9 protein-coding genes are annotated in these 12438 nt (G+C 67.0%); all 9 read right to left on the bottom strand.

Annotated features, from left to right (window positions below; genetic code table 11):
• Position 1: 1 nt before the first annotated feature.
• Positions 2–979: an ABC transporter permease gene (locus PSQ21_RS24460; protein ID WP_274032984.1), complete on the bottom strand. Its 978-nt coding sequence runs from the start codon at positions 977–979 to the stop codon at positions 2–4.
• Positions 972–1895 (bottom strand): ABC transporter permease, encoded by a 924-nt coding sequence (locus PSQ21_RS24455; RefSeq protein ID WP_274032983.1) that lies wholly within the window; start codon positions 1893–1895, stop codon positions 972–974. Before PSQ21_RS24455 ends, PSQ21_RS24460 begins: the two co-directional genes overlap by 8 nt.
• 103 nt (positions 1896–1998) lie before the next feature.
• Positions 1999–3633: a peptide ABC transporter substrate-binding protein gene (locus PSQ21_RS24450; RefSeq protein WP_274032982.1), complete on the bottom strand. Its 1635-nt coding sequence runs from the start codon at positions 3631–3633 to the stop codon at positions 1999–2001.
• A 163-nt stretch (positions 3634–3796) separates the two neighbouring features.
• Positions 3797–4939, bottom strand: coding sequence for an ABC transporter ATP-binding protein (locus PSQ21_RS24445; protein WP_274032981.1), 1143 nt, complete (start codon positions 4937–4939; stop codon positions 3797–3799).
• Positions 4932–5990 carry an ABC transporter ATP-binding protein gene (locus PSQ21_RS24440; RefSeq protein WP_274032980.1) on the bottom strand — a complete coding sequence of 353 codons (1059 nt, stop codon included), beginning with the start codon at positions 5988–5990 and terminating at the stop codon, positions 4932–4934. The genes PSQ21_RS24445 and PSQ21_RS24440 overlap by 8 nt, the downstream gene beginning before the upstream one ends.
• A gap of 11 nt (positions 5991–6001) precedes the next feature.
• Positions 6002–6955: an ABC transporter permease gene (locus tag PSQ21_RS24435; protein WP_274032979.1), complete on the bottom strand. Its 954-nt coding sequence runs from the start codon at positions 6953–6955 to the stop codon at positions 6002–6004.
• Positions 6948–7877, bottom strand: a complete 930-nt coding sequence (locus tag PSQ21_RS24430) for an ABC transporter permease (RefSeq protein ID WP_274032978.1) — start codon at positions 7875–7877, stop codon at positions 6948–6950. The genes PSQ21_RS24435 and PSQ21_RS24430 overlap by 8 nt, the downstream gene beginning before the upstream one ends.
• 128 nt (positions 7878–8005) lie before the next feature.
• Complete coding sequence (locus tag PSQ21_RS24425) at positions 8006–9625, bottom strand: peptide ABC transporter substrate-binding protein (protein ID WP_274032977.1); 1620 nt, start codon at positions 9623–9625, stop codon at positions 8006–8008.
• Between the two features lie 585 nt (positions 9626–10210).
• Positions 10211–12085, bottom strand: coding sequence for a translational GTPase TypA (gene typA / locus PSQ21_RS24420; protein WP_274032976.1), 1875 nt, complete (start codon positions 12083–12085; stop codon positions 10211–10213).
• Positions 12086–12438: the final 353 nt, after the last annotated feature.

The following is a 12438-nucleotide window of genomic DNA, read 5'->3' as shown; positions in this document are numbered from 1 at the left end:
CTCAGCGCAGCTTGGGGTCGAGGGCGTCGCGCACCGCGTCGCCGAGCATGATGAACGCGAGCACGGTGACCGCCAGCGCTCCGGCGGGCCAGAGCAGCATGTGCGGGGCGTTGCGGATGTAGTTGGCGGCCGCGGAGATGTCGATGCCCCACGAGACGGCCGGGTCCTTCAGGCCGACCCCGAGGAAGGAGAGCGTCGCCTCCAGCGAGATGTAGGTGCCGAGCGCGATGGTCGCCACGACGATGACCGGGGCGATGGCGTTCGGGGTGATGTGGCGCAGCATCATGCGGGAGTTGGAGGCGCCGAGCGCGCGGGCCGCCTGGACGTAGTCGTTCTGTTTGGCGGTGATGACCGAGCCGCGGGCGATGCGGGCGATCTGGGGCCAGCCGAGCAGGACGATGAAGCCGACGACGGGCCAGACGGTGGAGCTGGTGACGACGGAGAGGAAGACGAGGCCGCCGAGGACGACGGGGATGCCGAAGAAGACGTCGGTGAGGCGGGAGAGGACCGAGTCCCACCAGCCGCCGAAGAAGCCCGCGAGTCCGCCCAGCACGCTGCCGAGGATCGCGACGCCGAGGGTGGAGCAGATGCCGACGGTCACCGAGGTGCGGGTGCCGTACACGACCCGGGTGTAGACGTCACGGCCCTGCGGGTCGAAGCCGAAGGGGTGGCCGGGTTCGGAGCCCTTCTGGGCGTCGTCCAGGTTGGCCTGGAGGGGGTCGCCGCCCGCGATGAGCGAGGGCCAGATCGAGATGGTCACCAGGAAGAGGATGACCAGCGCGGAGATGATGAAGACCGGGTTGTGCCGCAGGTCGCGCCAGGCGTCCGACCAGAGGCTGCGCGGTTTGCCGGACGGGCCCGTGCCGTCGGGTCCGGCCGGGTTCTTCTCCAGGCTGGCGCCCTCCGCCATGGCGAGGTCCATGGGGCCGCCGGCCCCCGCCGGGGAGATCGCTCCGTGCGATGACTGCGGCTCAGGCATAGCGGATCCTCGGGTCGAGTACGGCGTACAGGAGGTCGACGATCAGGTTGGCGGCCAGGAAGACGAGGACGAGGATCGTGACGAACCCGACGACGGTCTGGGAGTTCTGGCGCAGGATCCCCTGGTAGAGCTGGTAGCCGACGCCGTGGATGTTGAAGATCCGTTCGGTGACGATGGCCCCGCCCATCAGGGCTCCCACGTCGGTGCCGATGAAGGTGACGACGGGGATCAGCGAATTGCGCAGCAGGTGCCGTACGACGACCCGGCGGCGGGGCAGCCCCTTGGCGACGGCGGTGCGTACGTAGTCGGCGCGGGCGTTCTCGGCGATCGAGGTCCGGGTGAGCCGGGTGACGTAGGCGAGCGAGACCGAGGCGAGGACCAGGCCGGGGACGAGCAGTTCGTCGAAGGTGGGGTCCGCGGAGACCGAGGGCTTGATGATGCCCCACTTGACGCCCAGGAGGAGCTGGAGCAGCAGGCCGGTGACGAAGGTCGGGACGGCGATGACGACCAGGGTCAGGATGAGGACGGTGGTGTCGATGGGGCGGCCGCGCCGCAGTCCGGTGACGACGCCGAGACTGATGCCGATGACGATCTCGAAGACGACCGCGACGATGGTGAGCCGGATCGTGATGGGGAAGGCCGTGGCCATCAGCTCGGTGACCTTCTGCCCGTTGAACGCGGTGCCGAAGTCGCCGGTGAACACGTTGCCCATGTACGTGAGGTACTGCTGCCAGACCGGCTTGTCGAGGCCGAACTCGGAGCGCAGCTGGGCGGCGGTGGCCGGGTCGCACTGGCGGTCGCCGCAGAGGCCCGCGATGGGGTCGCCCATCACGTTCACCATGAGGAAGATCAACAGCGTGGTGCCGAAGAAGACGGGGATCATCTGCAGCAGCCGCCGGATCACATAACGTCCCATGAGGGGCTCCGGAGGTCGGGGCGAGCGGTTCCTGGCAGGTCGTACGGGTGCGCGGACGGCCGGGGCGCGTGTCGGGCGTCCCGGCCGTCCGCGTCTCAGCGCGTCACTTGACGGTGATCTCTTCGTAGACCGGGACGCTGAACGGGTTCAGCGCGACGTTGTCCACCCGGTCCGAGTAGCCGGCGCTGCCGTTCTGGTACCAGAGCGGGATGACCGGCATCTCCTCGACGAGGATCTTCTCCGCGTCCTGGAAGGTGCTGACGGCCTTCGCCTTGTCGCTCTCGGCGTTGGCCTTGTCGATCAGGCCGTCGAACTCCTTGTTGCTCCACTTGCCGTCGTTGGACGGGGCGTTGGTGTAGTAGAGCGGCTGGAGGAAGTTCTGGATCAGCGGGTAGTCCATCTGCCAGCCCGCTCGCCAGGCGCTCTTCAGCTTCTGGGTGGAGACCTGGGCGCGGAAGTCGGCGAAGGTGCCGACGGGGCCGCCGACGCAGGCCTTGTTGTTGCCCATGACGTTGTTGATGCTGTTGCAGACGGCGTCGACCCATTCCTTGTGGGAGCCGGTGTCCGCGTTGTACGAGATCTTCAGCTGGCCGCCGGGGATGCCGCCGCCCTCCTCGATCAGCTTCTTCGCCGCGGCCTTGTCGTACGTGCACTCCTTGCCGCACAGGCCCTTCTTGAAGCCGCCGTCCTCGCCGAGGACCGGGGAGGTCCAGTCGGAGGCGGGGGTGCGGGTCTTCTGGAAGATCTGGTCGGTGATCTGCGGCCGGTTGATCGCCATCGAGAGGCCCTGGCGGACCTTGCGGGCGTCGTCGGTGTCCCACTCCTTGTCGTAGAAGGGGAAGGCCAGGGTCTGGATGATGCCGGCGGGGGTGTTGATGTAGCGGTCGCCGAGGTCCGCCTCGACGTTGCGGAGCTGGGAGGCGGGCACGTCGTCGACGAGGTCGAGGTTGCCCGAGGTCAGGTCGGTGTAGGCGGTGTTGTTGTCGGTGAAGACCTTGAGGTCGACGCCGCCGTTCTTGGCCTTGTCGTCGCCCGGGTAGTCGTCCCACTTGCGCAGCTTCATCGAGGAGCCCTTGGCGTACGACTCGATGGTGTACGGGCCGTTCCCGACGGGCTTGGAGAGCCAGGCGTCGTGGTCGTCGTAGAACGCCTTGGGCAGGGGGACGAAGGCGGAGTAGCCGAGGGTGTCGGGCCACAGGGAGAACTTCTGGGTGAGCTTGGCGGTGAAGGTCAGGTCGTCGACGACCTTCAGGCCGGACAGGGTCTCGGCGGAGGCGGAGCCGGACTCCGGGTGGACCTTGTCGTAGCCCTCGATGTACTGGAAGAAGTAGGCGTTCTTCTGGTTGTTCTTCAGCGCGGCGCCGTAGTTCCAGGCGTCGACGAAGGACTTGGCGGTGACCTTCTCGCCGTTGGAGAACGTCCAGCCGTCCTTGAGCTTGATCGTGAAGTTCTGGGAGTCCTTCGAGTCGATGGACTCGGCGACCATGTTCTGGGCCTCGCCGGTCTTCGGGTCGTAGCGGATCAGTCCGCGGAAGACCATGTCGAGGACCTTGCCGCCCTGGACCTCGTTGGTGTTGGCGGGCTCCAGCGGGTTCTGCGGGTCTCCCCAGGAGGAGCTGACGATGCCGTCGGCGCCGCCGCCGCTGCCGCCGTCACCACCGCCGCCGCCGCAGGCCGTCGCTGCCAGGGCGACGGCCACCGCACATGCGGCCCACCTGACCTGTGTGGCTCCGCGCATGAAGTGCCTCCTAGAGTCATCGAGTAGCTCAATGCCTCATATCACCTCATAACCCCATGTACCGCATGCGGGCTTACCCCGTACGGGCAGGAACGCGGGCAGACGCGACGATGCCCGGCCCCTCGCGGGGACCGGGCATCTGCCGTTCAGGAACCGGAAACGGTCACGCCGCGTGGACGACGTCACGCTCCTCGGCGAAGTGGCACGCCGACTCGTGCGTGGCGGGCGTGGTCCCCGCGACGAAGCGCTCGGGGATCGCCAGCAGGGGCTCCTCCGTCGCGCAGCGCTCCTCCGCCTTCCAGCACCGGGTACGGAAGCGGCAGCCGGAGGGCGGGTTCGCCGGCGACGGAACGTCACCGGTCAGGATGATCCGGTCGCGTCCCTCGCGGGCCGACGGGTCGGGGACCGGGACCGCCGACAGCAGCGCCTGGGTGTAGGGGTGCGTCGGGTGGTCGTAGATCTCCGTGTCCGTGCCGATCTCGGCCATCTTGCCGAGGTACATCACACCGACCCGGTCGGAGATGTGGCGGACGATGGACAGGTCGTGCGCGATGAAGACGTAGGACAGGTTGAACTCGTCCTGGAGCTTCTCCATCAGGTTGATGACCTGCGCCTGCACCGACACGTCGAGCGCGGAGACCGGCTCGTCGCAGATGATGATCTCCGGGTTGAGCGCGAGGCCGCGGGCGATGCCGATGCGCTGGCGCTGACCGCCGGAGAACTGGTGCGGGTACCGGTTGATGTACTCCGGGTTCAGCCCGACGACGTCCAGGAGCTCCTGGACGCGGCGGCGCCGGTCGCCCTTCGGGGCCACCTCGGGGTGGATCTCGAAGGTCTCCCCGATGATGTCGCCGACCGTCATCCGCGGGTTCAGCGAGGTGTACGGGTCCTGGAACACCATCTGGATGTTGCGGCGCACGGCCTTCAGCGCCCGGCCCGACAGCTTGGTGATGTCCTGGCCCTTGTAGAAGACCTCACCGGCGGTGGCCCGCTCCAGCGTCATCAGGAGCTTGGCGACCGTGGACTTGCCACAGCCGGACTCCCCCACGATGCCCAGGGTCTCACCGGCGTACAGGTCGAAGGAGATCCCGTCGACGGCCTTGACCGCGCCGATCTGCTTCTTGAAGAGGATGCCCTGCGTCAGCGGGAAGTGCTTGACGAGGTTGCGCACCTGGAGGATCGGCTCGCCCTGGCTGACGGGCGCGTCGATGGCGGATACGGCCTCCGCCTCGGTCGCGGCGTCCACGGTCTCCACGTCGGAGACGTTCGGGGTGGCGTCCACGGGCTCCTTCTTGAGCTCAGCCATGGATCGTCTCCTTCCAGAAGTGGCACGCGCTGCCGCGGCCGACGAGCTCCAGGCCGTCCTGCTCGGTCACCGGGGCGAGCGGCGGGACGTCGGTGCGGCAGATGTCCTGTGCCTGGGGGCAGCGCGGGCTGAAGGCACAGCCCGCGGGGATACGCGTGAGGTTGGGCGGCAGGCCCTTGATCGCGTAGAGCTCCTGGCCCTTCTGGTCCAGGCGCGGGATCGAGTCCAGCAGTCCCTTGGTGTACGGGTGGGCCGGGCGGCTGTACAGCTCGCCGACCGGGGCCGTCTCCACGATCCGGCCCGCGTACATCACGGCGATCTTGTCCGCGACGTCGGCGACGACGCCGAGGTCGTGGGTGATCAGGATCAGACCCATGTTGTACTCGCGCTGGAGCTCGGCCAGCAGGTCCATGACCTGGGCCTGCACCGTCACGTCGAGCGCGGTGGTCGGCTCGTCGGCGATGATCAGGTCCGGCTCCAGGGCCAGCGCCATGGCGATCATGATGCGCTGGCGCATACCGCCGGAGAACTGGTGCGGGAAGTCCGAGATACGGGCCGCCGCCGCCGGGATCTTGACCTGGTCCATCAGCTCGATGGACTTGGCCTTGGCCTCCTTCTTGGAGAGGCCCTGGTGCACCCGGAACATCTCGCCGAGCTGGTAGCCGACGGAGAGGACCGGGTTCAGCGAGGACAGCGCGTCCTGGAAGATCATCGCGATCTTGCGGCCGCGGATCTTCCGGCGCTCCTCGTTGGACATCTTCAGCATGTCCTGACCGCGGAAGAGGATCTCGCCCTGCGTGATCTTCCCGGGCGGCATGTCGAGGATGCCCATGATGGTCTGCGCGGTCACGGACTTGCCGGAGCCGGACTCGCCGAGGACGGCGAGCGTCTCGCCGGCGCTGACGGTGTAGTTCACACCGTTGACCGCCTTGGCCACACCGTCGCGGGTGTGGAACTCCACGTGCAGGTCACGGACGTCGAGCAGTGGACCGTCGCCACTCACGGACTCCCGCGGTGCGGGGACGTGAGCCGTCTTGTCGATGGTGGTCACGAACGCCTCCCTCAGCGCATCTTGGGGTCGAGGGCGTTGCGGACCGCATCGCCGAACATCAGGAAGGACAGCACCGTGACCGAGACCATCACCGAGGGGATGATCAGGACGTACGGAGCGTTGCGCAGCTGGTCCTTCGCAGCGGACACATCGATGCCCCACGAGACCGTCGGTTCGGCGAGGCCGATACCGAGGAACGACAGGGTGGCCTCGGCGGCGATGTACCCGCCGAGCGCGATGGTGGCGACCACGATCACCGGGGCGATGGCGTTCGGCAGGATGTGCCGCGTCAGGATCCGGGTGGTGGAGGCGCCGAGCGCCTTGGCGGCGACCACGTAGTCGGCCTGCTTGATCGTGATGACCGAGCCGCGGGCGACACGGGCGATCGACGTCCAGCCGAGGAAGGCCATCGACAGGATGACGACCCACACCGAGCGCTTCTCGAAGGTGGTCAGGATGACCATGGCGCCGACGATGAAGGGGACACCGAAGAAGACGTCGGTGATCCGGGACAGGATCGTGTCGATCCAGCCGCCGAAGTAACCGGCGAGCATGCCGATGACCAGGCCGGTGACGGTGACCGCGAGGGTCACGACCACGCCGACGGTGATCGAGGCGCGGGCGCCGTAGACGACCCGCGCGTAGATCGAGCGTCCCTGGACGTCGTAGCCGAGCCAGTCGGGGGCGAAGAAGTTGCCCCACTTCGGGTGCTGGAGGTAGTGCTCGGCCAGGTTGGCGTCCCGCGGCGAGGCACTGGTGAACAGGCTCGGGAAGATCGCCATGGTGGCGAGCAGCAGGATCAGCACCATCGAGATGATGAAGAGCGGGTTGCGGCGCAGGTCGTGCCAGGCGTCCGACCAGAGGCTGCGCGGCTTGCCGGGCGCGGGCCCGGCGTCCGTGGCGGGCGGCGCGTCGGCGGCCGTGACCGGAGCGTCGGTGCTCTTGAGTGCGGTGGTGTCAGGCATACCGGATCCTCGGGTCCAGGACCGCGTAGAGCAGGTCGACGAGCAGGCTGGCGACGAGATAAACGACCACGAGCAGCGTCACGACGCCGACGACGGTGGCGCCCTCACGCTTGCTGAGGGCCTCGAAGACGAGCGATCCGACGCCCTTGATGTTGAAGATGCCCTCGGTCACGATCGCGCCGCCCATCAGGGCGCCGATGTCGGTGCCGAGGAAGGTGACGACCGGGATGAGCGAGTTGCGCATCAGGTGGACGCCGATGACGCGGCGGCGCGGCAGGCCCTTGGCGACGGCCGTACGCATGTAGTCGGCGCGGATGTTCTCCGCGACCGAGGTACGGGTGAGGCGGGCCACGTAGGCGAGTGACAGGGACGCCAGCACCACGGCCGGCATGAGCAACTCGCTGTTCGTCGGTTCGAGACTCACGTTCGGCTTGGCGATGCCCAGCTGGAACGCGAAGAAATACTGGACGAGGAAGCCCAGCACGAAGGACGGCATGGAGATCAGCACCAGGGTCAGTCCGAGCAGGCCTCGGTCCCGGAGGGACTCGGCCTTCAGACCCGCGATGATGCCGAGCGAGATCCCGGCGACGACCGTGAAGACGAAGGCGAAGATCGCCAGTCTGACGGTGATCGGGTAGGCATCGGCGATGACGTCGGCGACCGGACGCTGCGTTCCGATCGTGGTGCCGAGGTCCCCCTGGAAGAGATTGCCGAGATAGTTCAAATACTGCTGCCAGATCGGCTGGTCCAGGCCCAGATCCGCCTTCATCGACGCGATCTGTGCCGGGTCTGCGTGCTGTTCACCGGCAAGCGCTCTGACGGGGTCGCCGGGCAGTGCGTACATCATCAGGAAGACCAGCAGGGTCGACCCGAGGAAGACCGGGATCATCTGGAGCAGTCGTCGTGCGACATAGCGCCCCATGGGTGCCTCCGTGTGGGGATAACTGCGGCGCGGGGGCCGCCTCTTCGCAGAGACGGCCCCCGCGCCTCCGACCGTGCTGAGGGGCAGCACGGGCGGATGACGGCCAGTTGGGGAATGACCCGCAGGCGTTACTTGGTGGTGACGCCGGTCAGTTCGAGGTCACCGTGGAAGTCGACCTTGACGTTGTCGACGTTCTTGCCGTGGCCGCCGTTGATGGCGTAGTACCAGAGCGGGATGGCCGGCATCTTCTCCACCAGGGCGTTCTCGACCTCCTGGTAGGCGGCGACGGAGGCCTCGAGCGAGTCGGCCTTGTCACCCTTCGCCATCAGCTCGTCGATCTCCTTGTCGGCGAACCGACCGTTGTTCGACTCAGCCTTGGAGTGGTAGAGCTCCTTGAGGAAGTTCACGTTGACGGGGTAGTCGGCCACCCAGCCACCGCGGTAGAAGCCCTTGACCTCGTTGTTGTCACGCGCTTCGAGGTCGGTCGGGAAGTCCGGCTTGGCGTCGCCCACGCACTCGACCCCGGTGGCGTTGCGGATGGACTCGCAGACAGCGGTCACCCACTCCTTGTGCCCACCGTCGGCGTTGTACTGGATCGAGATCTTGTTCTCCGGAACACCGCCGCCCTCCTTGATGAGCTCCTTGGCCTTGGCCGGGTTGAACTTCAGGATGTCCGACTTGAGCGTCTGGTTGCCCTTGACCTGCGGGGGCGTGAAGCTCGTCGCCGGGATGCGGGTGCCGTTCAGGACGGTCTTCGTGATGGTGTCACGGTCGATCGCCATGGACAGACCCTGGAGGACCTTGGGGTCGATGTCCTTGAACGACTTCGAGTAGAACGCCGGGACCAGCGTCTGGATCGCCGCGTACGGCTGGTCGATCGCGCCGTCACCGAGGTCCGTCTTGTACTTCGGGAGGTCACGCGGGCCGACCTGACGGATCATGTCCAGGTTGCCGGAGACGAGGTCGGTGTACGCGGCCTCGACGGTCGAGTAGTTCTTGAACTGGATGCCCTTGTTGGCAGCCTTGTTCGGGCCCTGGTACTCGTCCCAGGCCTTGACCTGGATGAGCTTCTTGTGGGTCCACTTCTCGAACGTGTACGGGCCGTTGCCGATCGGCTTCTTGCCGAACGCCTTCGGGTCGTCGTAGAAGACCTTGGGCAGCGGCGCGAACGTCGCGTAGCCGAGCTTGTAGTTGAAGTACGGAACCTTCTCCGCCAGCTCGATCGTGAACGTGGTGTCGTCCACGGCCTTCAGGCCGGACATCTCCTTGCCCTTGGGCGCACCCTTCTCGGGGTGGACGTCCTCGTAGCCCTTGATGTCGGAGAACCAGAACGCGTTCTGCTGCTTGTTCTCGACGTTGGCGTACCAGTTCCACGCGTCGATGTACGACTGCGCGGTCACGGCCTCACCGTTGTGGAACTTCCAGCCGGCCTTGAGCTTGACGGTCCACGTCTTGGAGTCCTCGGTCTCGACGGACTCGGCGTTCGTGAGAACGATCTCGCCCTTGTCGTCGAAGTCCAGCAGCTGGGTGAACAGCGACTGGATGACGTAGGAGCCGTTGGTCTCGTTCGTGTCGGCCGGCATCAGAGGCTTCTGAGGCTCACCGACGTCGATCGAGACGTAACCGGCGGGCTGGCCCGACGTGTTCTTCTTGCCTTCGTCGCTGCTGTCGCTTCCGCCACAGGCAGTCGCGGCCAGGGCGATGACGGCCGCTCCCGCGACCCACTTGGCGCTCTTGGCACCGCGCATGGGTTTCCTCCTCATGAGTCCACTTTTGACTACAAGAGGGGCACTGGAGAGATTCACCGACACCCCTGACGGTGATCGTTCAGTGCCCCGAGTGTGCTCGTGAGTCGGCACTCCCCACAGTGCGTGACCCATTGACCCGAGCTCAATGGAGCCAACTATTGAGTACGGCCGGGCTGTAAACCACACTTAAAGGGTCTCGGTTTGACAACATCAGCACCCTCTGCGTGCCCGAAATCCGGACAAAGCGATCCCAGACAGACACGCCCGAAACGGACTGTTAACACATGTTCCGGAGAGCGACCCCCGATATCCGGACACCTTGGTCAGAAAAAGAGATTGACGAAGGCCCGGCCCACCACAGTGTCCGTGGCAGGCCGGGCCTTCTGTCAATGCCCGTGCTGACGGACCGTCCGGCGGGCGCGGGGGGTCTTTGCATACGGAGTGTGCGGCTCCGGGGATCGCGGGGCTCCTGGGACTCCCCGCGGGCTCCCCGGCCGGGCACACGGAACCGCCCGGAAGCCCTCCAGGGGCGTCCGGGCGGTCCTCAGGCCCCCGTGGGGCCACGTGTCAGCCGTACGGCCCGTGTCAGCCGTTCTTGGCGCGCGAGGCCGTGCGGCCACGCTGCTTGGCGTCCAGGACGACCTTGCGGATACGCACGGTCTCCGGGGTCACCTCGATGCACTCGTCCTCGCGGCAGAACTCCAGGGACTGCTCCAGCGACAGCTTGCGGGCCGGGACCACGTTCTCCGTGGTGTCCGCGGAGGCCGCACGCATGTTGGTGAGCTTCTTCTCCTTGGTGATGTTCACGTCCATGTCGTCGGCGCGGGAGTTCTCGCCGACGATCATGCCCTCGTAGACCTCGGTGCCGGCCTCGGTGAAGATGACACCGCGCTCCTGGAGGTTGACCATCGCGAACGGCGTGACGGAGCCCGAACGGTCGGCCACCAGCGAGCCGTTGTGACGGGTGCGCAGGTCGCCGAACCACGGCTCGTGGCCCTCGAAGATCGAGTGCGCGATGCCGGTGCCGCGGGTCTGCGTCAGGAACTCCGTACGGAAGCCGATGAGGCCGCGGGAGGGAACGATCCACTCCATGCGGACCCAGCCCGAACCGTGGTTCGTCATGGTCTCCATACGGCCCTTGCGGGTCGCCATGAGCTGCGTGATGGCGCCGAGGTGCTCCTCGGGGGAATCGATCGTCATGCGCTCGATCGGCTCGTGGGTCTTGCCGTCGATCTGCTTGGTGACGACCTCGGGCTTGCCGACGGTCAGCTCGAAGCCCTCGCGGCGCATCTGCTCGACCAGGATGGCGAGCGCGAGCTCACCGCGGCCCTGGACCTCCCAGGCGTCGGGGCGCTCGGTGTCCAGGACGCGGAGCGAGACGTTACCGATCAGCTCGCGGTCGAGGCGGTCCTTCACCTGGCGGGCGGTGACCTTGTGGCCCTTGCCGCCCTTGCCGACGAGCGGCGAGGTGTTGGTGCCGATGGTCATCGAGATGGCCGGCTCGTCGACCGTGATCAGCGGGAGCGCGATCGGGTTCTCGGGGTCGGCCAGGGTCTCGCCGATCATGATGTCCGGGAATCCGGCGACGGCGCAGATGTCGCCCGGGCCCGCCACCTCGGCCGGCTTGCGGGTGAGCGCCTCGGTCATCATCAGCTCGGTGACGCGGACGTTGGACATGGTGCCGTCGCGCTTGATCCAGGTGACCGTCTGGCCCTTGCGCAGCTCGCCCTGCTCGACGCGGCAGAGCGCGATACGGCCGAGGAAGTTGTCGGCGTCCAGGTTGGTGACGTGGGCCTGGAGCGGCGCGTCCGCGTCGAACTCCGGGGCCGGGACGTGCGACAGGATCGTGTTGAAGAACGGCTCCAGGTTCTCGCTGTCCGGCGGGACGGTGCCGTCCTCGGGCTTGGTCAGCGAGGCGACGCCGTCACGGGCGCAGGCGTAGACGATCGGGAACTCGATCTGGTCCTCGTCCGCGTCCAGGTCCAGGAACAGGTCGTACGTCTCGTCGACGACCTCGGCGATCCGGGAGTCGGGACGGTCCGTCTTGTTGATGCACAGGATGACCGGCATCTTCGCGGCGAGCGCCTTGCGCAGCACGAAGCGGGTCTGGGGCAGGGGGCCCTCGGAGGCGTCGACGAGCAGCACGACCGCGTCCACCATCGACAGACCGCGCTCGACCTCGCCACCGAAGTCGGCGTGGCCGGGGGTGTCGATGATGTTGATCGTGATCGGGTCCCCGCCGTCCTTGGGGTGATACTTCACCGCCGTGTTCTTGGCGAGGATCGTGATGCCCTTCTCACGCTCCAGGTCGTTCGAGTCCATCATCCGGTCGTCGAGCGACTCGGCAGCGTGCGCGGCGAAGGAGCCGGCCTGCTTGAGCATGGCGTCGACCAGCGTGGTCTTGCCGTGGTCGACGTGGGCGACGATGGCTACGTTACGGATGTCGTGGCGCGTGGGCATGGGTGGCTTGCGCTTCTCTCAGATCGTGGGATCAGGCGTCTCAGTCGGTCTTCGAGTCCTCGTACGCCCGCCGGGCGGCACGCCACGGCTCGTCCCATCGTACGGGCCTTGGGCCCACCGGGCCTCCCGGGCCGATCCGCAGAGGCGGTCTTCCGGTGTGATTCAGGCAATATTCAGCCGGTGTCAAGGTTCTTCCGGGCCATCCAGTGGCCTGAATGCGGGCGCTGCTGTGGGGGGGTGAGGAGCGGTGAAGCGACGAACGGCCCGGGTCAAGGGCAGACACCACCCTGCCCGCCGGCGGAACCGGCGGGCAAGGGTTTTGAGGTGCATCTGAGCTTGGCGGTGCGAGGGTG

Source organism: Streptomyces sp. MMBL 11-1 (genome assembly GCF_028622875.1).
In the GTDB taxonomy this organism is placed as follows: domain Bacteria; phylum Actinomycetota; class Actinomycetes; order Streptomycetales; family Streptomycetaceae; genus Streptomyces.
Note: the sequence above shows the minus strand (reverse complement) of the source record. Positions and strands in the feature narration are given on the sequence as shown.

Excerpts from the sequence above, each read along its gene's own strand:
- PSQ21_RS24460 (WP_274032984.1), bottom strand. The coding sequence starts at position 979 with ATGCCTGAGCCGCAGTCATCGCACGGAGCGATCTCCCCGGCGGGGGCC.
- PSQ21_RS24455 (WP_274032983.1), bottom strand. The coding sequence starts at position 1,895 with ATGGGACGTTATGTGATCCGGCGGCTGCTGCAGATGATCCCCGTCTTC.
- typA (WP_274032976.1), bottom strand. The coding sequence starts at position 12,085 with ATGCCCACGCGCCACGACATCCGTAACGTAGCCATCGTCGCCCACGTC.
- PSQ21_RS24445 (WP_274032981.1), bottom strand. The coding sequence starts at position 4,939 with ATGGCTGAGCTCAAGAAGGAGCCCGTGGACGCCACCCCGAACGTCTCC.
- PSQ21_RS24435 (WP_274032979.1), bottom strand. The coding sequence starts at position 6,955 with ATGCCTGACACCACCGCACTCAAGAGCACCGACGCTCCGGTCACGGCC.
- PSQ21_RS24450 (WP_274032982.1), bottom strand. The coding sequence starts at position 3,633 with ATGCGCGGAGCCACACAGGTCAGGTGGGCCGCATGTGCGGTGGCCGTC.
- PSQ21_RS24430 (WP_274032978.1), bottom strand. The coding sequence starts at position 7,877 with ATGGGGCGCTATGTCGCACGACGACTGCTCCAGATGATCCCGGTCTTC.
- PSQ21_RS24425 (WP_274032977.1), bottom strand. The coding sequence starts at position 9,625 with ATGCGCGGTGCCAAGAGCGCCAAGTGGGTCGCGGGAGCGGCCGTCATC.